Source organism: Neisseria sp. P0006.S004 (assembly GCF_051963015.1).
Classification (GTDB): Bacteria; Pseudomonadota; Gammaproteobacteria; order Burkholderiales; family Neisseriaceae; genus Neisseria.
This window is the reverse complement of record NZ_JBQCUS010000004.1, coordinates 109,834-134,563: the sequence shown is the minus strand read 5'-3', so window position 1 is coordinate 134,563 and position 24,730 is coordinate 109,834. Positions and strand designations below refer to the sequence as shown.

Below are 24,730 nucleotides of genomic sequence, written 5' to 3'. Positions count from 1 at the left end.
GATCAATGAAACTGTTTCAACGCATTTTCGCCACATTTTGCGCAGTCATCGTCTGCGCAATCTTTGTGGCGAGTTTTTCATTTTGGCTGGTACAAAACACCCTCGCCGAAAACCAATTCAACCAACGCCGCACCATCGAAACCACATTGATGAGCAGCATCATCTCCGCATTTAACTCGCGCGGAGACAGCGGTGCGCGTGAAATTCTTTCGGAATGGAAAAACAATCCTGTTTCCAATGCCGTTTATGTGATTACCGGCGACGATAAAAAAGATATTTTAGGCCGCAATATCGACAGCCTGTCCATCGAACGCGCCCGCATCTTTGCCATCAACAATCCCGAATCTGATTTGGCACACATCGAATACGACCGTTTTGGCGAAGAATACCTCTTCTTCATTAAAGGCTGGGACAACCATCAAGCCCAGCGCCTGCCCAGCCCGCTTTTCATTCCCGGCCTGCCGCTCTCGCCGATTTGGCACGAATTTATCATTCTGTCTTTCATCATCATCGTCGGCCTCTTGATGGCATATATCCTTGCCAACAACATCACCAAGCCCATTAAAATTCTTGGCGGCGGCATGGACAGAGTAGCCAATGGCGAACTCGAAACCCGCATTTCCCAACAAGTTGACGATCGTGACGACGAATTGTCCCACCTTGCCGTGCAGTTCGACAAAATGGCCGAGAAACTTGAAAAACTTGTTGCCAAAGAGCGCCACCTACTGCACCACGTTTCTCATGAAATGCGTTCGCCGCTGGCACGCATGCAGGCAATTGTCGGCCTGATTCAATCTCAGCCGCAAAAACAAGAGCAATACCTCAAGCGGCTTGAAGGCGAATTGGTGCGCATGGATACTTTGGTAGGTGAATTATTGACCCTCTCACGCCTGGAAACTTCCAATATTCCTTTGGAAAAAGAAAACCTCAAACTCGTTCCGTTCTTAACCAACTTGATTGAGGACAACCAAAGCATTGCCCACCAAAACAACCAAAGCGTTACCCTGCGCATTGATCCCAAAATCCCTGAAAATGCCGTGGTCAGTGCCAACGAGGGCTATCTATACCGCGCCTTCGACAACGTTATCCGTAATGCCATCAATTACAGTCCGGAAGGCAGCACCATTCAAGCCCATATCGGACAAGACGGCAAAAACTGGATTATCGATGTGACCGACAACGGGCCTGGCGTAGACGAAATGCAGCTTCCGCATATTTTCACTGCCTTTTATCGCGCCGACTCCAGCGCGCACAAGCCCGGTACAGGTTTAGGGCTTGCCTTGACGCAGCACATTATGGAACAGCACTGCGGTAAAATCATTGCTGAAAATGTCAAACCCAACGGCCTGAGGATGCGCTTCATCCTTCCCAAAAAGAAAGCCGGAGACAAAAAAGAAGTCTAAAAATAAGGCCGTCTGAAACTTTTCAGACGGCCAAAAACACAAATAAGGAACCATCATGAGCGCAACTGCCCAAACCGGCTACTTCTTCATGCCTGAACACATCATCCTAGTCGGCGCCAGCGAACGTCCGCACAGCCTTGGCGAGCGCATTTTCAGCCACCTGCTCGGTTCCTCATATCAAGGCAAAATTACCCCCGTCAATCTTCGACACAGCAGTGTCGCAGGCATTCCCTCCTACTCCAGCCTCAGCAAAATCCCGGGCCAAGCCGATTTGGTTGTTGCCGTTATCCCGCCCGATCATTACGACTCGCTGTTCAAAGCCTGCCGTAAAAAAAACCTACGCCACATTATCCTGATTCAAAATTGGGAAAACCTGCCGCCCGAATCCTGCAAAAACGCCCGTTCCATCATTCAAAAACATCACGGCGACGAATTGAACATCACCGTGTGCAACAGCGCAGGCATCCAACTCCCCTCGCTCAACCTCAATATCGGCACCCAAGCCGACTATCCGGCCGGCCATATCGCGTTACTGACCGGCCACAGCACTGTCAGCCGCAACATCAACCACCTGCTGAACACACTGCACCAAGGCGTATCGCGCCACATCAGCCTCAACTATGATCTAAGCCCTACCACATCGGCCGACTGGCTCAACCGCTTCGGCCACAACCGCCATACCAAAGTTGCCGTCATCCACTGCAATCCGGCCGAAAACCAACGCGAACTGTTCAGCGCCATCCGACACTTTGCACGCCACACCCCGCTTATCCTGTTGTCCACACACTACACCGACGACACAGACAAAGCCATCCTACGCAGCCTCAGCCGCCATTGCAATTTCCAACCGGTATTCAATAACGCCGAACTGGAAGCAGCCCTAAAAGCCCACCTTTCTGGCATTCCCGTCATTACCAACCCCACCATTCTGTCCGATACGCCGATAGAATGGCTGCGCACTACCGCCGATGCCTGCGAATTGACCCTCGACCTCCCAACCGAAGTACCATCCATCCGACAAGGCTGCATCGGCAGCAACCCCACGCCTGCACGCATCCACCGTCTGGTGCTCGAACAATTACAAAATCCACATACTCAAGCCCTGCTCGGCATTATTTCGCCAGATACGCCGGATGCGTACAGCATTCATCAAACTCTAGATAATTTGGCACAAAAAACCAGCAAGCCCATTCTCGTCAGCTATCGTTTTTCAGACGGCCTGACTCGGTTTAACACGCCGGAAGAAGCCTTGCTGACACTTTATTTCCGCAATCAAACCGCCTATTTGCAACAGGTGCAAAATACCCCTGCGCCAGCCAAAACAGGCCGTCTGAAAACACCAAAAAGCAAAAGCATCGATAAAGCCATTGCATCCGGTCAAACCGACCTGATGGCAGAGGCCCTATACCTGCCTCCGTGCCAAACCCAAAAGCATGATGCCGTTCAATTCCGATTCAGCCGACATGCCATTTACGGCAACATCCTTACCGCCCATTACAACGGCCAAACCGAAGCCGCATTACCTCCTTTTACCACACTTGATATCCAGCATTTAAGCCAATTTGCAGAACTTGACAACACGTCCGTTCTCAATCAATTCCTACATTCCCTAAACACGCTTATCCACAACAACCAGCATATCGGCGACATTGTCCTCAACTATAACGGCAGCCAATACAGCAGCGCCATCATTCCAGAAATCGTGGAAAAACCTGTTGCACCAACAACCAAAATTCCTAAAAAAGCCGTCCAAACCTTAGAACAGGCCGCTGCTAAAATGCAAAGTGCCGCCGCCTACCTCCAACAAAAAAATCCGGCCGCAGCCGAATTCCTACGCAACACCGGCGAAGCCGCGTCCGAACTGCTGCACCCTAAAACCGAAACGCCCGAGATACAAAACGTACTCGCACCCTATCCGAGCCAAACAGATACCTTTACCCTGCCCGACGGCAACACACTGCACATCCGCGCACTAGAACCTGAAGATGCCGAAGCCAAACAAAAATTTGTCCGCCAATTACCCGCGGCCGACCGCTATACGCGCTTTATGACCCATACCAACGAGTTACCGCTGCCCACACTCGCACGGCTGACCCGTCCCGATTTTCATACCGAATGCGCGTGGGCAGCCTTCGCTTCAGACGGCCGTATCGTCGCAGTCAGCCGTTACAGCCGCATCAATCGTAATGAGTGCGAGTTCGGCATTACTTTGGCACCTGAAGCACGCAAAACCGGCTTGGCAGGCAAAATGATGAGCCTCATTATCCAAACTGCCACACAGCAAGGTTACCAAACCATGAATGCGGAAATCCTCAAAGAAAACACACCAATGCTCAAACTCGCTGAAAAATCAGGATTTACCGTTACCCCGTCGGAAACCGACCGCGGCCTGTATCAAGCCAGCCTCGATTTGAACGAATGGCAAAACAGCAACAAAAACAAATAAAAACTTGCATAACCCGTGTGAAATATCCTAAAATTAGCGGTTTCTATATATCCGCATTTTTCAAAAGGACTCAAAATGGTAGTTATCCGTTTGGCTCGCGGCGGCTCAAAACACCGCCCTTTCTTCAACGTAGTCGTAACTGACTCTCGCAACCGTCGTGACGGCCGCTTCATTGAGCGCGTAGGTTTCTACAACCCCGTTGCCAACGAAAAACAAGAACGCGTACGTTTTGACGCAGACCGCATCAACCACTGGGTTGCTCAAGGCGCGAAAGTTAGCGACGCAGTTGCCAAACTGATTAAAGAGCAAAAAATCGCTGCTTAATCAGCCGAAACGACCATGACAGACACTCAAAAACGGGTAGCCATGGGCTACATCAAAGGCGTATTCGGCATTAAAGGCTGGCTTAAAATTGCTGCCAATACCGAATATACCGACAGCCTGCTGGACTACCCCGAGTGGCAGTTGTGCAAGGATGGCAAAACCCTGAATGTTGTGCTTGAGGCAGGTAAAATTGTCAATGGCGAACTTCAGGTCAAATTTGAAGGTATAGACGATCGCGATCAAGCATTTGCCTTGCGCGGCTATACCATCGAAATTCCCAGAGAGTCATTCGCCCCTACTGAAGAAGACGAATACTACTGGGCAGATTTAGTCGGCATGACCGTCATCAACAAAGAAAACATCATCCTCGGCAAAGTCAGCAACCTGATGGAAACCGGTGCAAACGATGTTTTGATGATTAAAGGCGAACACGGACAAATCCTGATTCCCTTCGTCTCCAACTATATCGAATCTGTCGATACCGACAGCAAAACCATTATTGCCGACTGGGGTTTGGACTACTGATGCTGATTCAAGCCATCACCATTTTCCCAGAGATGTTCGACAGTATTGTCGAATACGGCGTTACAGGCAGAGCAAGAAAACAAAATCTTTGGCAGTTTCAAGCCATCAATCCCCGAAAATTTGCCGACAACAAACTTGGCTATATCGATGATCGCCCCTTCGGAGGTGGTCCGGGAATGATTATGATGGCGCCGCCGCTTCAAGCGGCAATTGAAGAAGCCAAAGCAAACTCGCAAAAACCTGCCAAAGTAATTTATCTCAGTCCGCAAGGTCAGCCGCTGACACATAAAAAAGCTGCAGAACTTGCCGAACTGCCCCATCTTATTCTTCTATGCGGACGCTATGAAGGCATAGATGAAAGACTACTGCAAAGCAGTGTGGACGAAGAAATCAGCATTGGCGACTTTGTCGTCTCAGGTGGCGAATTACCCGCCATGATGTTGATGGATGCTGTCTTAAGATTGGTTCCGGGCGTATTGGGCGATATACAGTCAGCCGAACAAGACTCGTTTTCAGACGGCCTTTTAGACTGTCCTCATTACACCAAACCCGTAGAATTCCAAGGCATGATGGTTCCTGATGTCTTACGCTCAGGAAATCATGGCTTGATTGCCGAGTGGCGATTGAAACAATCACTGCGACGCACTTTAGAGCGCCGACCTGATTTATTGGAAAAGCGCAGTTTAATCCCAAAGGAATCCCGCCTCTTAAAAGAAATCTTGCAAGAGCAACAGGAAATCCAATCATAACTTAGGAAAAACAAATGAACTTGATTCAACAATTAGAGCAAGAAGAAATCGCTCGCTTGAACAAAGAAATCCCTGAATTCGCTCCAGGCGACACCGTTGTCGTATCTGTACGCGTAGTTGAGGGTTCTCGCAGCCGTCTGCAAGCATACGAAGGTGTTGTTATCGCTCGCCGCAACCGTGGCCTGAACAGCAACTTCATCGTTCGCAAAATCTCTAGCGGCGAAGGTGTAGAACGTACTTTCCAACTGTACTCTCCTACCGTAGAAAAAATCGAAGTTAAACGCCGTGGTGACGTACGTCGCGCCAAACTGTACTACTTGCGCGGCCTGACCGGTAAAGCAGCTCGCATTAAAGAAAAATTGCCTGCTCGCAAAGGTTAATAGCTTTCATCAAAAACCCACTTCAATGAAGTGGGTTTTTTGTTTTTATACAAGATCTCCTCGTCTTTCTTACACCAATCCTGCAAGCCAACCACAATCTCCATTTTACATATAAACTTAAACAGAATCGTAACTTACCTACCTCTTTTAACCTTTATAAAAAAGGCCGTCTGAAACAAAAGATTCAGACGGCCTTTAATAACATCGGACGGTTATTTAAACCATCTTGCCAATGCTGGGATACGTGATAACAACAATGTATCCAAAATCCAAATAACAGCGATTGCGGCAATGGCTGTTGGGAAAATCACGGCCAAAATCAGAAGTGGCGCAGCCATTGCCCACCATACCGGCAATTTGATTTTCTGTGCAGGAGGAACCAAACCACGTGCTTCCGAAGGACGGCGTTTCCACCACATTACACAGCCGCTGACACAGATAAAGATAATCGCCAGACAGAACAAGACATTTGCCAATACGCTCCACCAGCCCAGTGTACCCATATGCAAAGCAATGCTTGCCGCCATGAATTTACCAAACCAGTTGTAATCATCGAAATGAATATCAGCCAGGATTTTGCCACTGTATTGATCAATGTGTACCGTACGATCCGCAGTCGGACTAATCATATCGTAGCTCATTGAGTCTTGCGACAGCGTCCATACGCCGGTTTCACCTTTAGGCAGGTTCAACTGATAGCGGCCTTTAAAGCCAATTTCGCGCGCAAAGCGGTCAACCGTCTCCAACGTCATCGGCTCACTCGGATTAATGCCATTTTCGCCCATTGTCGTACCGGAAACCGGCATAGGCGTCAGCTCCAAAATCCACGGAACTTCTTTAGATTTACCGTCATTCAGCACATCACCATGGGTTGGTACGGAAGATACCGGATTAGGCTCCACGCCCCATTTACCCGCAGGAAATTGGCTCCACGCCTGAACCACTTTACCGCCCCAAATACCTGCCCAAGCAATACCTGACAGACAGAACAGCAATAAAATCAAAGAAATCCAAGAGCCAAATGCACCGTGCAGGTTGCGCCACCAAGAACGACCTTTGCCTGCTTTAGGTAAAAAAACAGCCTTCAGACTACGCTGTTTTACCCACCACAAATAAATACCGGTCACAATCATGATGATGGTTAGCGACGCAGCGGTTTCCAACAGGTAGTCCCCTGTCGCCCCAATCATAATATCGCCGTGGATTTCATCCATCGTGTGATACCAGCCTTGACCGCGCGGCATCGTGTTCACGACTTTTGCCGTATAGGGATCAACGGCAACCATAGTGGCTTTATCGTCATTGTTCACGCGGAATACGGCAACCATATCATCTGTGCGCGGCGCAATATACTGCACCACAGAGGAAGTTTCCGGATTCACAAACTGTCTGGCAGCTTCAGCCTGAGCCGACAAAGGCTGAACCACTGCCTGAGGCGTAACATGTATGCGCTCGCCTTCTTTACCGGTAATATTGGCAAATAGCAGCATTCCCAACCCTGTAACAGCCAGCAGGGTTAAAAACGGCGCAACCAAAAGTCCGGCATAAAAATGCCATCGCCAAACAGTCAAATAACGGCGGTTAGCCTGTTGTTCATTTTGGGAAGTTGGTTTTGTTTCCATATATTCTCTTTATATAGTCAAAGCAGACTAATTATTACGAATTAGTATCAGGCATTTTAATCAAAAACATTCATTTAAGAAACCGTTTTTCCGATGCAGCTTTGAAATACTTCAATATTTAGTTTTCAGGCCGTCTGAAAAACAAAATAGACAGAAAACAACACTTTACTGAAAATCCGTTTTAATTATTGCGGTTTCGGCAGAATTTGGTAGAATACAGGCATTACTTATTTATTCATCAAGCCGCCAAGCTTTGGCGGCTTGTATTTTTATTTCCAATCCGGCTACCGCGCGTGGCCGGATAAAATTTTAAAAGCATCATCATGCTTTCATGGAGAACTCAATGCAAAAAATCCCTTTGACCGTCCGTGGTGCAGAATTGTTGAAACAAGAACTTCAACACCTCAAAAGCGTAGCACGCCCAGAAGTCATTGAAGCCATCGCCGAAGCACGTTCACACGGCGACTTGTCTGAAAACGCAGAATACGAAGCCGCCAAAGAGCGTCAAGGCTTTATCGAAGGCCGCATTGCCGAGTTGGAACACAAACTCTCTATGGCGCACATCATCAACCCTGCCGAAATCCATGCAGAAGGCAAAATTGTGTTCGGCACAACTGTGACACTGGAAGATTTGGAAACCGAAGAACAAGTTACCTACCAAATCGTCGGTGAAGATGAAGCAGACATCAAAGAACACAAAATCTACGTTGGCTCCCCCATTGCCCGAGCCCTGATCGGCAAAGAAGAAGGCGACGTTGCAGAAGTTCAAGCACCCGGCGGCGTGCGTGAATATGACATCATTGCCGTGCAATATATTTAAATAAACAAAAGGCCGTCTGAAAACATTTTCAGACGGCCTTTTGCTGTACCTAAAAACACCATAATCAAAGAAAATAAAATCTTCACAGGAGAAGCATAATGAATCTACTATACAAAATTATCCAAACCGCTGCCGCCATGTGGCTTGGTATGCAGCTGACAGCAGGCTATGTTACTGCCCCTATCCTATTCCGCATCCTGCCCAAAATGCTGGCAGGAGAAATTGCCGGCATTTTATTTGCTATTACAGCACTTTGTGGCTTAGTTATTTTTGGCGCAGCCTATGCCTTTTTCAGACGGCAGCTGGCCTTACTTTCTTGGTGGATATTGGTACTTTGGCTACTCTTAGCCTGTAATCATCTTTTGGTTACGCCGGTTATCGAGGCACACAAGTACGGACTAGATAACTGGTTACTGTCCCTAGTAGGTGGAACATTCGGCGTTTGGCACGGCTTATCCAGTATCATCTTTTTGATTTGTACAATACTCGCCGCTGTTTGCGTATGGAAATGGCCCAAGTCAAACTAATCTGTCTTAATAAAAGGCCGTCTGAAAATAAGTCTTTCAGACGGCCTTTTATTTTGAATCATGAATTCCCCGACTCTTCAAATATAAACCATAAAAAAATGCCCTGCAATATGCAGGGCATTTTTCAAAAACCGATTAAGGTTTAGCGTAACCGTGAACGCCATTGTAAGGAGCTGGGATCCAACCTTCATCAGTAGCAGGCAATTCGCCTTGACCTTCGATAGTTTGACCTGGAGCAACTTGACGAGTAACAACGCTGCGGATTTTAACATCAACGCGACGGTCAGGTTCGATACAAGCGATAAGAGCAGCACGTTTCTTAGCTTTAGAAACTTTTTTGCCCAGTTTAGCAACTTCAGCTTCACAAGTAGCAGTCATGCGAGCTTGAGATTCGCCCAGACCTACTGCAGAGATTTTGCTAGAAGCAACGCCATGGCCTACCAAGTAGTTAGCAACTACGTTAGCACGACGCTCAGACAGAGCTTGGTTGTATTCTTCAGAACCCATGAAGTCAGTGTGACCTTCAACACGTACAGTTTGTACGTCTTTGTTGCTCAGGCGTTGAGCCAAAGAGTCCAGGTTTTCTTGAGCTTCAGGACGCAGGTTGTCTTTGTCGAAGCCGAACAGAGTTTTAGTAGACAGAGAAACAGTTTCATCAACATACTCAGGAGCTTGTTGTACAGGAGCAACTGCTTCGCGGTCACCACATTCAACACGGCCTTGGGTAGCTTTGTCGAAGTAGCTGTTTTTCCAGCATTCGCCGTAGTTATTACGAACGATTTCTTGAGATTGGCTGCTTACGGTGTAACCGTGTTTGGTATGCGCTTCGCTGGCCATTGCGGTGCCAGAGGCAACCAAGGCAACGAACAATGCGCTTAATTTCAGCTGTTTGGTCATTTTATTCCCTCATCAAATTGTTATGCGGCGGACTAGGAAAGCAACCGCTGCAAAGTACCAATATACAGGCCGCAGTATCAAAACAGCGGCAAATCGGATATATCAGGTTGCACTATAAAGAAGCGCAAGGCAAACTGTCAATACTCGATGCCTTCAAACAATTATGAAGTGCCTGCTTCCTAGTAGTTAATCATGCCGAAAAATCAATCTTGTGTCATTAATTTAGGGCAAAATCAGACAATTCACCTACCTAAAGTTGTACAAAAACAACAAAACCCCTTTCCCTCTTCTTTCCTGAATTTCCTGTTTTCATATCATTAAAAGATATTTTCATTAAAAACAACCATTTTCAAAACTCGGGGCAAAACTGGGCAAAATATGTTAAATTACATGCCGTTTGTCGCACAAAATCCACAATAACAACGTATCCGATACTGCCACCATGAAACTGCAACAATTACGTTACGCCCTTGAAGTTTACCGGCACAATCTGAATGTCTCCGAGGCTGCCGATGCGCTTTTTACATCCCAGCCCGGCATTTCCAAACAAATCCGCCTGCTTGAAGAAGAATTGGGTATCCAAATTTTTATCCGCAGCGGCAAACGTGTGGTTTCCGTTTCGCAACCGGGCAAAGCCGTATTAGAGATTTCGGAACGGATTTTGCGTGATGTACAAAACATTAAAAATATCGGCAGCGAGTTTACCGATCACGACAGCGGCTCGCTAACCATCGCGACAACGCATACCCAGGCGCGCTATGCTTTGCCCAAAATCGTTGCGGAATTTGTCAAAAACTACCCTAAAGTCAATTTGACCATCAAACAAGGCAGCCCTTCTGCCATTGCCCAAATGGTCAGCAGCGGAGAAGCAGATTTGGCAATTATTACCGAACGCATTGACGATCACCCCGAGTTGGGCAAACTACCCTGCTACGAATGGAACCATGCCGTGATTGTTCCGCACGATCACCCTCTTTTGGACTGCCGCAATCCTTTAAGCCTTGAAGATTTAGCTTCTTTTCCGCTGGTTACTTACGAATTTGCTTTTAATTCCGGCAGCAGCATTGCGCGTACATTTAATAAAGCGCATATTGAGCAACCTGATGTTGCCTTATCGGCTGCCGATACGGATGTATTGAAGACGTATGTACGCTTAGGCTTAGGCGTAGGTTTGATGGCCAAAATGGCGTACGATCCCGCGGTCGATCAAGATTTACAGCTTATTGATGCGGCACACTTATTTGAACCGTCGCCCACTTGGATAGCCTTACGCTCGGATACCTACCTGCGCGGTTACGCGTATGACTTTATCCAGATGTTTGCACCGAAACTGACCAGAGAAGTAGTCGACCGCATTCTGTACACGCCGGTTGTTGAAGATTTTTCAATTTAATATCTGACTATCACTTGCGTAACTTAACAATTATTCTTTAATTCTTGTTAAAAAGGCCGTCTGAAATATTTCAGACGGCCTAAGATTCAGATAGCGTGCGAACAACCGGAAACCATTTTCTTCAAGGTTGTCGCATCTAAGATTTTGATGTGCTTATGTTCAACCGAAATCAAGCCTTCATGATGAAATTTAGACAAGGTGCGGCTGACTGTTTCCAGCTTCAGCCCCAAATAGCTGCCGATTTCCTCACGCGACATCCGCAAGATAAAATCATTGGCGGCGAATCCTCGTGAATAGAGACGCTGAGACAGGTTGAGCAAGAATGCCGCCAATCGCTCTTCAGCGCGCATATTGCCCAAAAGCAGCATAACGCCCTGATCTCGGACAATTTCACGGCTCATCAAGCGGAAAAAGTGAGAACGGAGGCTGGGAATATCCTGACCAAGTTCTTCAATATGTGTAAACGGAAGCTCGCATACCTCGCTGTCTTCCAAAGCCACAGCATCACAGCTGTGAATATGGGAACAAATCCCATCCATACCGATCAGCTCGCCCGACATAAAAAAGCCGGTTACCTGATCTCGTCCATCTTGGCTGGCGACTGTTGTCTTAAAGAAGCCCGCACGAATGGCAAACAAAGAGGTAAACGGCTCGCCGGCACGGAACAGGTATTCACCTTTTTTCAGACGGCGGCTTTGACGAATAACCGCGTCTAATTGTGAAAATTCGTTAGGCATCAGTCCGACAGGCAAACACAGCTCGCGTAAAGAACATGTGGAACACAAGGTTTTCATTTGATGTGTTGCATTGTGTGTGGCCATAACGCACCTTTAATTTGCTTAGTTCTCTCAATCCCTGATTAAGCCGAATAACTATTGACCCATGTCAAAGTCGGCATATCATTATGAGGCATTCTACCAAACTATCGAAATTTTGACTAAAATTTTCCCTAATTTCCTTACTTCATACTACAAGCCCCGACCATGAAAATCATCCCCATCTCAAATAACACCAACATAAACAATGAATTACCGGAATTCGACCGTGAGTTAATTGCCAATTTGCCATCAAGCGGTCCACGTTATACATCCTATCCGACCGCCGACCGCTTCCATGAAGGCTTTAAAGAAGCCGAATATATCCAAGCTTTAAACCTGCGCAATATGGGCGCGCTCAACAAACCCCTTTCACTCTACATCCACATTCCCTTCTGCAATACCATCTGCTACTACTGCGGCTGCAACAAAATTATTACCAAAGACAAAAGCCGTGCCGATGCCTATATCCAGTATCTGGAAAAAGAAATGGAATTGCTGGCACCGCATTTGGGCGGAAGACACCAGCTTGCGCAACTCCACTTCGGCGGCGGCACGCCGACATTCCTAAGCGACGACCAACTCGAACGCGTCTTCGAAATGATCCGCAAATACTTCCAGCTTATCCCCAACGGCGAATACTCCATCGAAATCGACCCGCGCAAAGTCAGCCGCGAAACCGTCCTCAAACTGGGCAAACTCGGTTTCAACCGCATGAGTGTCGGCATTCAAGACTTCGATCCTAAAGTGCAGGCAGCCGTCAACCGTATCCAAAGTTACGAAGAAACCAAAGAAGTCATCGATGCCGCCCGCGAAGCCGGGTTCAAATCCGTCAGCGTCGATTTGATTTACGGCCTGCCGCACCAAAACACCGAAAGCATCAAAACCACCATTGACACGGTCTTGTCCCTCGACCCCGACCGCCTCGCCCTCTACCACTACGCCCACCTGCCGCATATCTTCAAACCGCAACGCCGTATCGACACCAATGTCGTTCCCGGCAGCGAAGAAAAACTCGATATGCTGCAATATTGCGTCCAAACCCTGACTGAGCGCGGCTACGTTTTCATCGGCATGGACCACTTTGCCAAACCTGACGACGAGCTCTCCATCGCCCTCAAAGAAGGCTTCCTGCAACGAAACTTCCAAGGCTACTCGACCTATGCCGACTGCGACTTGGTGGCAATCGGCGTATCCTCTATCGGCAAAATCGGTAGCACCTACTCCCAAAACGAGCGCGACATCGATGCCTATTACGCCGCACTCGATGCCGGACATCTGCCGATTATGCGCGGCTACCAGCTCAATCAAGACGATATTTTGCGCCGCAACATCATTCAGGATTTAATGTGCCGCTTCTCACTTGATTATCAAATTTACGAAAGCGTGTTCGGCATTCCGTTTAGCCGCTATTTTGTAGCGGAACTGGAAGATATGAAGCAACTGGAAACCCTCGGTCTGGTTCGTCTCAAACCGTACGGCCTGACCGTTACGCCGAAGGGCCGTTTCTTGATCCGCAACATCGCCATGGTGTTCGACTACCATTTGCGCCATAAAGAAACCAAAGCCAAATACTCGCAAACCGTATAAACAGCAATGGTAAAGGTCGTCTGAAAATTTTCAGACGACCTTTGTTTTTATTTTCAATACTTTCGGGTAACATAAAACCATATTTTCCGCTTTATCAGAATTCAAAGTTAATTTGTATAGGCGCGTATCCTATGGTTACCGAACAGCAAAACGATATCCTCAGCATCAATCAAGTGCAGCTTCTCCTTGCTGAAAAACGCACGGCACTTGCTATCATGCGTACGGGCATTGCCGTTTTCGCACTCCCTTTGTCTATTTTCAGTGCGCTGATTGCGACATCGAAATGGTACGAGGCCGTTGATGTTTGGCCTTTGCTCGTACTGGTCAGTCTGATGAACATCAGCTTGATTATTTTCTCGGTCTATCTGATTACCCGCTCGCTCCGTAGAATGCACCAATATGACCAGCTGATTGCCGATATCAAATACAACAATCAGTCTTTGCGCAAACTGATTAAGTCATAAAATGCAGATAGTTGAGGCTACACATAGGTCGTCTGAAAATCAAAATATAGCGGAACTCCAAATATGTATTAAAACATGATTCTGCCAAACATACCGTAATTATTCTTGGTGACGTTACTGTATACTTTGCTCCCCCATTTGAATGGATACGATACCATTGCAGTAATTGAGATTAAAATGAACAACAAATATAAAGAATGGATAAAAATCATACTGCTCCCTCATTTAATAACGGCTATTTTTTTAGGGCCGGCAATAATTGTTTTTTGGTCAGGTGGATTTATCGGTCTCTATTCTGTTATAAACGTGTTCAGTGAATTAGGTTCGCTTAAATATTATATTTATATTGGAATTCCTTTAATTTTTATAATGTTCTTACTTAGGTTTTATTGGGAAAATCTGACGATAGGGAAGATACTGACTTCTTCTGTGATATATTTATGGTTTCTCTTAGGTTTTTTATGCCTAGGGTGGCAGATATAAACTTATTGAAACGATCAACTCAATTGGATATTAGGAACCCTGCTGGATACACCGATCGTGTTTAGACAAATACGAATGTAGTCTACAATTTTGGTTTGTCCGGTCTCTTGTCTCAAACGCTTTTAAAATATGGAACAACCCGATTTTTTCCCCATCCCCAGTCCCTGTATAGGTGTCTGCGAAGCCAATGCCAAAGGTTATTGCAAAGGCTGCCTGCGCAGCCGGGAAGAGCGCTTGTACTGGCTCCAGATGACTGACAGCCAAAAGCATCAAGTCATGCACCTTCTGTCCCTCAGGAAAGCCAAAATCCGCAATCGCAAAATGGAAAAACCCGAAACGGGCGAACATCCAGTTCAAAACCTACTCGATTTCTAACTTGCCCTTGCCTACCGCACACCACAATAAGGAAAAACATGAAAAAACTGCTTGCCTGCCTGCTGATACCATTTACCGCCCTTGCCTTGGGCGCCTGCAAACCCGCTGCAACTTTACCCGAAAGCAAACCTGCCGAACTTAACTTGCATCAGCCTAAACTGACCAGCAATGTTTGGAAAATCAGCAAAGAAGGCCAACCAGACTCCTATCTGCTCGGCACCATCCACATGGGGCAAACCAATCAAACCTTGTCTTCCGATGCTGTCAAACTATTGCAATCCACCGACCAACTGACCACAGAAGTCGATCCACTGCCGGACAGCAGCCCGGAAACGGCAAAAATGTATCAAAAATACTTCAAAGAAGTCATGAGTACCGAACCACTCAGCCGCAAGCTTGGCAAAGCAGATTTCCGTCTTTTACAAGAAATCTATTCACAAAATGAAGAAAGCCGACCCATCGCCCAAATTGCCGACAAGCTCCATCCGTGGGCAGCATTGGTTTTTGCCGGCAGCGCATTTCCCCAAGGATATAGCGCAGAAACCGGTGCAGATATGTTGCTGACCAACGCAGCAGTCAATATCAACAAACCGCGTGGTTCATTAGAAAGCTTGGACGAAGTTTCCGCAATCTTCAAAGCACAGCCTGAAGAAACCATGCTCAACTTTCTGAAAGCCAGCATTAAAACCAATAAAGAAGAAACCGAAGATGTCAAAAAACTCCATCAAGCCTATTCAAACGGCCGCTTTGAAGAACTCATCCCACTTTTGGAAGAAACCGAACAACGCACCCTCAAACTTGTTGATACCAAATACGCCAAAGCCATGTCCGATTGGCTGAAAAACGATCTCCTGATTCGGCGCAACTTGGCATGGCTGCCTGAAATCCGCAAGCAATCCGCCAAACAAAGCACCCTCTTTGCTGTCGGCATTGCCCATTTACCCAGCGAAAAAGGCCTAATCGAACTATTGCGTCAAGAAGGCTATCAAGTAACGCCCGAACCCAAAGTCCTGATTTGGCAATAAACCCAATCAAACAACAAGGCCGTCTGAAAGTCTTTCTTTCAGACGGCCTTTATTTAATCTCTATTAAATGAAGCGGTAAGCAGCGTTGAGCGCAAAACTCAATCGCCCAATGCCGCTACCATCACCGCTTTAATCGTGTGCATCCGGTTTTCTGCCTGATCAAACACAATACTGGCTTCGCTTTCAAAGACTTCTTCCGTTACTTCCACACCATTCAGACCGAATGTCTCATAAATCCATTCACCGACTTTGGTTTCACGATTATGGAAAGCAGGCAGGCAATGCATAAACTTGACTTGCGGATTTTCCGCCGCCGCCATCAATTCGGGGGTAACGCGGTAACCTTTCAGCAAATCAATACGTTCCTGCCAAGCCTCTTTAGGCTCACCCATGCTGACCCACACATCGGTATGGATAAAATCTACGCCTTTCACGGCTTCTTTCACATTCTCCATCAACAGAATCCGTCCGCCGGTCTCTTTGGCAACAGCCTGCACCGTCTCGATAATGTTTTCAGACGGCCACAAACTTTTCGGCGCACCGATACGCACATCCATGCCCAGTTTCGCAGCCAACACCAGCAACGAATTGGCCATGTTGTAACGCGCATCGCCGACGTAGGCAAACGCAATTTGGTTCAAAGGCTTGTCGCTATGCTCGCGCATCGTCAGCGCATCAGCAAGCATTTGAGTCGGGTGGAACTCGTTGGTCAAACCATTGAACACAGGCACGCCTGCATACTTGGCCAGCTCTTCCACCACATCCTGTCCAAAACCGCGATATTCGATACCGTCAAACATCCGCCCCAAAACACGCGCCGTATCCTTAATGCTTTCCTTATGCCCGATTTGGCTGGCAGAAGGCTCCAGATAAGTTACCCCTGCCCCTTGGTCGCGTGCGGCCACTTCAAACGCGCAACGGGTGCGAGTCGATGTTTTCTCAAAAATCAAGGCGATGTTTTTTCCCCTCATCCGCTGCACCTCGCGCCCTGCTTTTTTAGCGGCCTTCAATTCGGCGGCAAGGTCGAGATAGGTGGTAATTTCTTCCGGCGTAAAATCCAAAAGTTTTAAAAAATGGCGGTTTTTCAGGCTCATGTCTTATTTCTCTTTTTCTAGCGTGGGCATTGCCCAACATTTTTCTCCATGCAGATTTTTCCGGGCTTCCCCGACCTTCTGCTACTCAATTTTTCAGCGTGCGAAGCCTGCCCCTAATGCAGATCCTCTCAAAACAAGGCCGTCTGAACCTCGCCTCGCTCCAAGGCAAGCAACGATTGTTTGCGGTTCAAACCGCCTGCGTAGCCGGTCAGTTTGCCGTCACTACCGATAACACGGTGGCAGGGAATCAGGATAGACACCTTGTTCTGCCCGTTTGCAGCGGCAACGGCGCGAATGGCTTTAGGATTACCCAACTGTTGCGCCTGCTCCTTGTAGCTGCGCGTTTCACCGTAAGGAATAGTCAGCAGCGCATTCCACACCTGCTGCTGAAAGACCGTGCCTATCGTTTCCAAAGGCGTCGCAAAAACTTTCAGACGACCTTGAAAGTATAAATCCAATTCTTGGCGCAAAAGTTGCGTTTGCTCATTTTCTTGGAAAATAAACTGCCCGCGCAAAGCTTTTTGGACAGCCATGATTTCCTGTTCCATATGTTTCTGCCCGACAAATTCCAGCAGACACAAACCCTTACTGCCGAACACCGCCAATATCTCGCCCAACGGCGTGGCAACCGCGGCCGCAGTCAGTTCGTTCGGACTATCAGGATAACGCGTTTCCAACAGTCGGATAGCTCGGCGGATACGGACATATTCTTCAGGTGTACAACCAATACAGTCAATAAAATCCTGCTCAAACTGCTTGGCTTCATGTTCGGTAAGACGCTCGTGCAGCAAGGCTTCGAGCGTAGCGGGAAAGTCAGTTTCCAACTGCTCTCGGATTTCATTCCACTTTGATGGAAGCGCATTTAAAGAAGGCAGAGTAATCATATTTTGCCTTGTCCAATTATCGATAACTTAAGAGAAAACAAAAAGAACAAAAGAATCGTATCGCCCTATCGTTTTTTAAAGCCTATACAGCCTTTTCACTTCAACAAACGTTTCAACATACCTTCATACACTGCCGACAGCTTCGGAATATCTTCCAAACATACGTTTTCGTTGATTTGGTGGATGGTCGCATTGGACGGGCCTAATTCGATGAGTTCTTTAGCAATGGCTTTAATAAAGCGTCCGTCCGAAGTGCCGCCGGTGGTGGACAATTCAGCCTCAACGCCACAAATCTCGGCAATGGCTTCGCGTGCCACGTCAGTCAGTTTTCCTGCCTGAGTCAGGAAAGGTTGGCCTGAGCAAGACCACTGCAAATCGTATTGCACGCCGTGTTTGTCTAAAATGGCGTGGACACGTTGTTTCAGACCTTCTTCGGGGGACTCGGTAGAGAAACGGAAATTGAATTTGACATTCAGCTCGCCCGGAATGACGTTGGTCGCGCCTGTGCCGCCGTTGATATTGGAAATTTGGAAACTGGTCGGCGGAAAGTATTCGTTGCCTTCGTCCCAGACTTCTTGTGTCAGCTCCAGCAAGGCCGGGGCAAAAGTATGCACAGGATTGATGGCCAAATGCGGATAGGCAATATGGCCTTGCTTGCCTTTGATGGTCAGATTGCCCGACAGCGAGCCACGGCGGCCGTTTTTCAACATATCGCCTAATTTATCCACGGCAGTCGGTTCACCGACGATACAGTAATCAATCAACTCGCCGCGCGCTTTCAACACATCGACGACTTTGGTCGTACCGTCCAGCGCATCACCCTCTTCGTCCGAAGTAATCAGGAGCGCGATGCTGCCTTGATGATTGGGATTTTCGGCAACGAATCGCTCGCAGGCGGTAACGAAACAGGCAATGCTGGTTTTCATATCCGCCGCGCCGCGGCCATACAGACGGCCTTCACGCTCGGTCGGTTCAAACGGTGGCGAATCCCATTTTTCAACAGGGCCTGTCGGCACGACGTCGGTATGTCCGGCAAAGCAGAACACCGGAGCCTGCGTACCGCGTCGTAACCAAATGTTTTTGGTGTCGCCAAAATGAAGCTCCTCTACGGCAAAACCGATTTTTTGCAGGCGTTCGGCCAGCAGTTGTTGGCAGTTTTGGTCATCCGGCGTAACGGACGGGCGGGAAATCAGCTCTTTGGCAAGCTCTAGGGATTGGATTTCGGTCATTGTGTTCACTTTGAGAAACAGGCCGTCTGAAACGTTCTGAATATAATTTTCAGACGGCCTTGAGTTTATTTGAAGATACTGAATAGGCAGTCTGCCTTTCAGTATTCTGAGTTATTTTCCATGACAAGCTTCATACAGCGGCAGTAAGTCTTCCACTGTTTCCACTATCCATTTCACGACATCCTGCTTGCCTAAATCATCGCGTTCGATGTGTTTCCCGATACAGAAGAAATCTTTGTCGTCTCGAAGCTTTCTATCGCCGTCGCTTTGTTGGGCGACGGTACGATAATCGTCATATTCGCTTTCCGCACCGTGCCACATATCGAAGGAAGCGTATTTTTCAGTGTCAAAATTATCCAGCCAGCGGTTGTAATCAGGCAACGCAATGGGGGAAACATCAGCTTTATAGCAATGCCAGTCCAAGCTGACGCTCAAACGGCGGCGGTTGAGCAAAATCGATAAAATCGCTGCGGAATTTTTATATTGTTCGTATTTGAAATACGCAAAGAAATGAGCGCGAACCTGCCAGCCGTTACACCAGCGTTCGATATGCGGCGGCGCGAACGGTGCACCCAATTCGGCGGCAACCTGCTGGATTAGCTGCTGCCATACCTGCCAGTTTTCTTTATAGTCTGCCTTGATTTGCGGAATGCTTTCAGGCTGGTATTTTTTAAGCTGGGAAAACTGGAAAAAAGGGATATTGAACAAATCGCAACTTTTTGGGGTCAGCATAGTGTATTCCTTGAGACGATTGTTTCAGACGACCTTATTTGCGGCGGCGTGCGGCCATAATTTCGCCGATTTCGGTCAGTTTTTCTTTGGGAATAAAGGTTTTGCCCATATCAAACAGCGGCTCTTCAATCGCCAGATGAACATCATATCCTGCGACAAAGCGTTTGAACGTTTCCGCATCGGGGACATAGGCGTTGTCCGCTTCAAGCTTGGCAAATTCAGCCGCTACGCCGTCCCAGTTGTTGTGCAGGCTGATATGTTGGCGCAAAAGCTCGTCAACGCTTTCTTGAGCTTGCGGCGCATATTGCAATAGAAGCGGGAAGAAATTTTCCTCTTCGTCTTCATGGTGCAACGGCGCGGCAACATTAAAATATTGGGCAATCTGGCAGATGGTTTGCAAAACGATTTGATTGCAGCCGTTTTCGGCAATATAGTCCGACAACATGGCAACCTGGCTGCAGAAACGGCGCACTTTGCCATGACAGGCGTACAGCATTTCAATGGGTTCGGCAAAAGTAACGCTTTTGGTTTCAAACGGATTCATGGTTTTGAGGTTTTATTCTTAAATTAATGTTTCCAGATTATAACAAAACAGCCTGCGCAAGGCAGGCTGTCTGTTTTCGAGCTTTAGACGGATTAGTCAACCAAAGTAACTTTACCGTTCATCAAAGCGCCGTGACCTGGGAAGGTACAAGCGAATTTGTATTCGCCGCCAGCCAATTTAGCAGGATCCAGAGTCAGGGAAGCTTCTTCGCCGCCGCCAACCAGTTTGGTGTGAGCAACAACGCGTGCGTCGTCAGGTTTAACGTAGTCAGTTGCAGCAGCACCGGCACCGTCTTTGAAAATACCGTCCATGTCTTCGGCTTTACCGATGACGATGTTGTGACCCATGCTTTCTTTAGGTTGGGTACCGGTGTGTTTCAAAGTGATGGTGAATTCTTTACAAGCTTTGCTTACTTGGATTTCTTTAGTGTTGAACTGCATAGCGTCGTTGGCTTCAACAGTAGCTGCGCAGTTGCCGGCAGCAGGAGCGGCGGCAGCATCGGCTGGAGCAGCTTCAGAGGCAGGAGCGGCATCGGCAGGTGCAGTAGTTTCTGCAGGAGCAGCTTCAGAAGCAGCGGAAGCAGCAGGTGCTTCAGCAGGTTTTGCAGCTTCTTGAGAGCATGCAGCCAAGCCGATAACGGCAGCGGAAATCAGAGCCAGATAAGCTTTCATTGATGTATCTCCTAATGATGAGAGTCTTGTTAAGTTCCATTAATAGAACCCGCGCGAATATATTAACAAAGGCAAATGTCAAACTTAAACTTATTCACGCAGAGTGATAAGAAATTCAGGCGTTATTTTGCTACAAACTTCACACGAAATCAAAATTTCAGGCCAAGTTTACATCAGTTTACCTAAAAGAAAACAGTTACTGTTTAGGTCGTATTTCTTTAGTATTAGATGCTATCAGTCAAATGAAATAAATTTTAACATTTATTAACCATAACCTCATTCAGCATGATTTTAGCGGCTGTGTTTGCGTACCAATTCTGCCAATGCCGCTGCCAATTCGGGATGCCTGCCTTCCAATTTGGCCGCAGCTGCATCGAAGCTGTCCAAAGCAGCCTCGCTCAATCGCAAGCTGTTGGTTTTCGGCTGAGGAGGCGGTTTGGGGACCACCCTGACCGCCACTTCGCGTATTCCGTCATGCAATGCTTGCAACTTAGGCAACATGGCAGGCAGGATCATTTTTAAACGCGAAGCAGCCATATTGTTGGCAGCAAGCAAAACCAATCTTTCGTCTTCTACGCAGGCCGTCTGAAAATGCGGATGCAGGTTGGCCGGCAAAACCGTTTTGACTTTTGCATCCAATTTCCGCCATTGTTGCGATTGTTGCAACAAACCCGCCAGTAAATGATCGCGCTTGCCCAATTGTGCTAAATCCATATATTTCAGACGGCCTTTCAGTAAATTAACCAAACAATTACAATTGAAATACAGCAAAACCGCCTTTATTTCAAACAGCATTACCGCGTTATACAAGCGCTTGTGTTAAAATCCCAATTTCGCCCACTATTATATCAAGGCGCAGGAATTATTCATGCTGACAAACATTGCTAAGAAAATCTTCGGCAGCCGCAACGACCGCCTGCTGAAACAATATCGTAAATCCGTTGCTAAAATCAATGCACTCGAAGAACAGATGAAAGCGTTGAGCGACGCAGATTTACAGGCCAAAACCGCCGAATTCAAACAACGCCTCGCTGACGGACAAACGCTAGATGATATTTTGGTTGAAGCCTTTGCCGTCTGCCGCGAGGCATCCCGCCGCGTATTGGGCATGCGCCACTTCGATGTACAGCTGATCGGCGGTATGGTCCTGCACAACGGCAAAATCGCCGAAATGCGTACCGGTGAAGGTAAAACATTGGTGGCCACCCTTGCCGTTTACCTGAATGCATTGTCAGGAAAAGGTGTACACGTCGTTACCGTCAACGACTACCTCGCCTCCCGTGACGCAGGCATTATGGAGCCGTTGTATAATTTCTTAGGCTTGAGCGTCGGCGTGATCGTAGCCGATTTGCAACCTTTCGAACGCCAAACCGCTTATGGTGCCGACATTACTTACGGCACCAACAACGAATTCGGCTTCGACTACCTGCGCGACAATATGGTTACCGACCAATACGACAAAGTTCAGCGCGAATTGAACTTTGCCGTTGTCGACGAAGTGGACTCCATTCTGATCGACGAAGCGCGTACGCCGCTGATTATTTCCGGCCAGGCAGATGACAACATCCAGCTCTACCGCGTAATGGATGCCGTTCCTGCCCACCTTATCCGCCAAGAAACCGAAGAAGGCGAAGGCGATTACTGGGTAGATGAAAAAGCACACCAAGTTATCCTGAGCGAAGCCGGTCACGAACACGCCGAGCAAATCCTGACCCAAATGGGCTTATTGCAGGAAAACGATTCGCTCTACTCTGCAGCCAATATTTCCCTGATGCACCACCTCATGGCTGCATTGCGCGCGCACACCCTGTTCCACAAAGACCAACATTACGTCATTCAAGACGGTGAAATCGTGATTGTGGACGAATTCACAGGCCGTCTGATGGCCGGCCGCCGTTGGTCCGAAGGCTTGCACCAAGCCGTTGAAGCCAAAGAAGGCGTAGAAATCAAACGCGAAAACCAAACGCTTGCCTCTATTACCTTCCAAAACTACTTCCGCCTGTACAGCAAACTGTCCGGTATGACCGGTACGGCCGACACTGAAGCCTTCGAGTTCCAAAGCATTTACAACCTCGAAACCGTCATCATCCCGACCAACCGTCCTGTACAACGCAAAGACTTCAACGACCAAATCTTCCGCTCAGCCGAAGAAAAATTTGAAGCTGTTGTCAAAGATATCGCCGAATGCCATAAAAACGGCCAACCGGTTTTGGTCGGTACAACCAGCATCGAAAACTCCGAACTGGTTTCTGACTTGTTACGCAAAGCAGGTCTGCCGCATAACGTTCTGAACGCAAAAGAACACGAGCGCGAGGCATTGATTGTGGCCCAAGCCGGTAAAGTCGGCGCAATTACCGTTGCCACCAACATGGCCGGCCGCGGTACCGATATTGTCTTGGGCGGCAACCTCAAACATCAAATCGAAGCCATCCATGCCGATGAAACCCTGAGCGAACAGCAAAAACAAGCGCAAATTTCTGCCCTTGAAAGCGGTTGGCAAGCCGAACACGACCAAGTTGTGGCCGCAGGCGGTTTGCACATTATCGGTACAGAACGCCATGAAAGCCGCCGTATCGACAACCAGTTGCGTGGTCGTGCCGGCCGTCAGGGCGACCCCGGCTCCAGCCGTTTCTATCTGTCGTTTGAAGACCCATTGCTACGCCTGTTTGCACTCGACCGTGCCGCAGCCATCCTCAACCGCCTGGCACCCGAGCGCGGAGTTGCCATCGAACACGGCCTGCTGACCCGTCAAATCGAAGGCGCACAACGTAAAGTCGAAGGCCGCAACTTCGATATGCGTAAACAAGTTTTGGAATACGATGACGTTGCCAATGACCAACGTAAAGTGATTTACCATCAACGCAACGAAATCCTGACCAGCAAAGACGTCAGCGATTTGACCCGCGAAATCCGCGCCGACGTTATCAGCGACTTGGTTGATTACCACATCCCGCCTGACAGCATGGAAGAGCAATGGGACATTCCGGCATTGGAGCACCAACTTGCCGCCGATTTCCGCCTGCATGTCGATATTAAAGGTTGGCTGAAAGAAGACAGCACTTTGGACAACCAAGACATTAAAGAACGCCTCATCAAGCGCATCGAAGACGAGTATGCCGAAAAAGTCGAATTGGTCGGCAAACAGGCTATGTCAGACTTCGAACGCAATGTTATGCTGCAAGTTATCGACAACCAATGGCGCGAACACCTCGCCGCTATGGACTACTTGCGCCAAGGTATCCATCTGCGCAGCTATGCTCAGAAAAATCCGAAACAGGAATACAAACGCGAAGCTTTCGCCATGTTTGAAAATCTGTGGCGCGGTATCAAACAAAACATTGCCGCTTTGCTGACTGCCGTTCAAATCGAGCGCAACAGCGAATACGACCACACCGCCGCACAAAGCGTCAGCGATGTTCAAACCGTCCACTCCGATGCGCCTGATATGGAAGAATTGCTCGGCCAATCGCAAACCGATTTGGTTACCGAAGCGTTCGACCCTGACGGCACAGACTTCAGCCCTGAAGCGCTTGCACAAAACGGCCTGATTGTTCACCGCAACGATCCCTGCCCTTGCGGCAGCGGCCTGAAATACAAACAGTGCCACGGTAAATTGAACTAAGCAGTCATCTCAAAAGGCCGTCTGAACGGTGAAACGAGAATCTTTGATTTCGTTCTCACATCTGTTCAGACGGCCTGAGAATTATCCAAATCAGCAAAAAATTTCCAAACCCAATT

Annotated in this window: 24 protein-coding genes; 14 read left to right on the top strand and 10 right to left on the bottom strand. The window is 48.0% G+C overall.

Annotation, left to right across the window (positions count from 1 at the left end; all coding sequences use genetic code 11):
- Positions 1–5 precede the first annotated feature (5 nt).
- The 6 genes from ACTHR2_RS07595 (at position 6) to rplS (ending at position 5,827) form a co-directional block, all read left to right on the top strand.
- Entirely contained in the window at positions 6–1,403 is a 1,398-nt protein-coding gene (locus tag ACTHR2_RS07595) for a HAMP domain-containing sensor histidine kinase (RefSeq protein ID WP_263337896.1), read from the top strand.
- Between the two features lie 55 nt (positions 1,404–1,458).
- Positions 1,459–3,849 carry a GNAT family N-acetyltransferase gene (locus ACTHR2_RS07590; RefSeq protein ID WP_440375573.1) on the top strand — a complete coding sequence of 797 codons (2,391 nt, stop codon included), beginning with the start codon at positions 1,459–1,461 and terminating at the stop codon, positions 3,847–3,849.
- A gap of 75 nt (positions 3,850–3,924) precedes the next feature.
- Complete coding sequence (gene rpsP / locus ACTHR2_RS07585) at positions 3,925–4,173, top strand: 30S ribosomal protein S16 (RefSeq protein ID WP_003684452.1); 249 nt, start codon at positions 3,925–3,927, stop codon at positions 4,171–4,173.
- A gap of 15 nt (positions 4,174–4,188) precedes the next feature.
- Complete coding sequence (gene rimM / locus ACTHR2_RS07580; RefSeq protein WP_070826643.1) at positions 4,189–4,698, top strand: ribosome maturation factor RimM; 510 nt, start codon at positions 4,189–4,191, stop codon at positions 4,696–4,698.
- Entirely contained in the window at positions 4,698–5,447 is a 750-nt protein-coding gene (gene trmD, locus ACTHR2_RS07575; RefSeq protein WP_003684316.1) for a tRNA (guanosine(37)-N1)-methyltransferase TrmD, read from the top strand. Before rimM ends, trmD begins: the two co-directional genes overlap by 1 nt.
- A 14-nt stretch (positions 5,448–5,461) precedes the next feature.
- The gene (gene rplS / locus ACTHR2_RS07570) at positions 5,462–5,827 is read left to right on the top strand and encodes a 50S ribosomal protein L19 (RefSeq protein WP_003679470.1); all 366 of its coding nucleotides are present in this window, start codon (positions 5,462–5,464) and stop codon (positions 5,825–5,827) included.
- A gap of 212 nt (positions 5,828–6,039) precedes the next feature.
- Here the strand turns inward: rplS and ACTHR2_RS07565 are convergent, their stop codons facing one another.
- A complete protein-coding gene (locus tag ACTHR2_RS07565) occupies positions 6,040–7,449 on the bottom strand; it encodes a PepSY-associated TM helix domain-containing protein (protein ID WP_440375572.1) in 1,410 nt (469 codons plus the stop codon).
- A gap of 343 nt (positions 7,450–7,792) precedes the next feature.
- Here ACTHR2_RS07565 and greA point away from each other — a divergent pair, with 343 nt between their 5' ends.
- Both greA and ACTHR2_RS07555 read left to right on the top strand, forming a co-directional pair.
- Positions 7,793–8,269 carry a transcription elongation factor GreA gene (gene greA, locus ACTHR2_RS07560; RefSeq protein ID WP_039862094.1) on the top strand — a complete coding sequence of 159 codons (477 nt, stop codon included), beginning with the start codon at positions 7,793–7,795 and terminating at the stop codon, positions 8,267–8,269.
- A 98-nt stretch (positions 8,270–8,367) separates the two neighbouring features.
- On the top strand, positions 8,368–8,796 hold the full coding sequence (locus ACTHR2_RS07555; RefSeq protein ID WP_004519635.1) for a DUF4149 domain-containing protein: 429 nt from the start codon (positions 8,368–8,370) through the stop codon (positions 8,794–8,796).
- Between the two features lie 135 nt (positions 8,797–8,931).
- On the opposite strand, the gene ACTHR2_RS07550 is transcribed toward ACTHR2_RS07555, so the two are convergent.
- Positions 8,932–9,693 (bottom strand): OmpA family protein, encoded by a 762-nt coding sequence (locus ACTHR2_RS07550; protein ID WP_049344881.1) that lies wholly within the window; start codon positions 9,691–9,693, stop codon positions 8,932–8,934.
- A gap of 442 nt (positions 9,694–10,135) precedes the next feature.
- Between ACTHR2_RS07550 and ACTHR2_RS07545 the strand changes: the two genes are divergently transcribed.
- The gene (locus ACTHR2_RS07545; RefSeq protein WP_070607370.1) at positions 10,136–11,086 is read left to right on the top strand and encodes a CysB family HTH-type transcriptional regulator; all 951 of its coding nucleotides are present in this window, start codon (positions 10,136–10,138) and stop codon (positions 11,084–11,086) included.
- Between the two features lie 86 nt (positions 11,087–11,172).
- On the opposite strand, the gene fnr is transcribed toward ACTHR2_RS07545, so the two are convergent.
- A complete protein-coding gene (fnr, locus tag ACTHR2_RS07540; protein WP_039862092.1) occupies positions 11,173–11,907 on the bottom strand; it encodes a fumarate/nitrate reduction transcriptional regulator Fnr in 735 nt (244 codons plus the stop codon).
- Positions 11,908–12,069: 162 nt separating this feature from the next.
- Here fnr and hemN point away from each other — a divergent pair, with 162 nt between their 5' ends.
- The 4 genes from hemN to ACTHR2_RS07520 all read left to right on the top strand — a co-directional run bounded on the left by hemN (position 12,070) and on the right by ACTHR2_RS07520 (position 15,838).
- Positions 12,070–13,491, top strand: coding sequence for an oxygen-independent coproporphyrinogen III oxidase (gene hemN, locus ACTHR2_RS07535; protein ID WP_440375571.1), 1,422 nt, complete (start codon positions 12,070–12,072; stop codon positions 13,489–13,491).
- A 131-nt stretch (positions 13,492–13,622) separates the two neighbouring features.
- Positions 13,623–13,955, top strand: a complete 333-nt coding sequence (locus ACTHR2_RS07530; protein ID WP_004519629.1) for a hypothetical protein — start codon at positions 13,623–13,625, stop codon at positions 13,953–13,955.
- Between the two features lie 612 nt (positions 13,956–14,567).
- Positions 14,568–14,813: a DUF1289 domain-containing protein gene (locus ACTHR2_RS07525; RefSeq protein ID WP_049329517.1), complete on the top strand. Its 246-nt coding sequence runs from the start codon at positions 14,568–14,570 to the stop codon at positions 14,811–14,813.
- 38 nt (positions 14,814–14,851) lie between these two features.
- The gene (locus tag ACTHR2_RS07520; RefSeq protein WP_263337945.1) at positions 14,852–15,838 is read left to right on the top strand and encodes a TraB/GumN family protein; all 987 of its coding nucleotides are present in this window, start codon (positions 14,852–14,854) and stop codon (positions 15,836–15,838) included.
- Between the two features lie 98 nt (positions 15,839–15,936).
- Here ACTHR2_RS07520 and argF read toward each other — a convergent pair whose 3' ends face one another.
- The 7 genes from argF to ACTHR2_RS07485 form a co-directional block, all read right to left on the bottom strand.
- On the bottom strand, positions 15,937–16,932 hold the full coding sequence (gene argF / locus ACTHR2_RS07515) for an ornithine carbamoyltransferase (protein ID WP_263337947.1): 996 nt from the start codon (positions 16,930–16,932) through the stop codon (positions 15,937–15,939).
- Positions 16,933–17,060: 128 nt separating this feature from the next.
- Positions 17,061–17,816 (bottom strand): methylated-DNA--[protein]-cysteine S-methyltransferase, encoded by a 756-nt coding sequence (locus ACTHR2_RS07510; protein WP_263337952.1) that lies wholly within the window; start codon positions 17,814–17,816, stop codon positions 17,061–17,063.
- A 95-nt stretch (positions 17,817–17,911) separates the two neighbouring features.
- A complete protein-coding gene (dapE, locus tag ACTHR2_RS07505; protein ID WP_440375570.1) occupies positions 17,912–19,045 on the bottom strand; it encodes a succinyl-diaminopimelate desuccinylase in 1,134 nt (377 codons plus the stop codon).
- Positions 19,046–19,156: 111 nt separating this feature from the next.
- Positions 19,157–19,777 (bottom strand): glucose-6-phosphate 1-dehydrogenase family protein, encoded by a 621-nt coding sequence (locus tag ACTHR2_RS07500; RefSeq protein WP_063075616.1) that lies wholly within the window; start codon positions 19,775–19,777, stop codon positions 19,157–19,159.
- A gap of 34 nt (positions 19,778–19,811) precedes the next feature.
- Positions 19,812–20,321, bottom strand: coding sequence for a hemerythrin domain-containing protein (locus ACTHR2_RS07495; RefSeq protein WP_263337968.1), 510 nt, complete (start codon positions 20,319–20,321; stop codon positions 19,812–19,814).
- Positions 20,322–20,413: 92 nt separating this feature from the next.
- Positions 20,414–20,992, bottom strand: a complete 579-nt coding sequence (gene azu, locus ACTHR2_RS07490; protein WP_263337972.1) for an azurin — start codon at positions 20,990–20,992, stop codon at positions 20,414–20,416.
- Positions 20,993–21,283: 291 nt separating this feature from the next.
- Entirely contained in the window at positions 21,284–21,706 is a 423-nt protein-coding gene (locus ACTHR2_RS07485; protein WP_263337975.1) for a DciA family protein, read from the bottom strand.
- 154 nt (positions 21,707–21,860) lie between these two features.
- Here ACTHR2_RS07485 and secA point away from each other — a divergent pair, with 154 nt between their 5' ends.
- Positions 21,861–24,614, top strand: coding sequence for a preprotein translocase subunit SecA (gene secA / locus ACTHR2_RS07480; protein WP_440375569.1), 2,754 nt, complete (start codon positions 21,861–21,863; stop codon positions 24,612–24,614).
- Positions 24,615–24,730 lie beyond the last annotated feature (116 nt).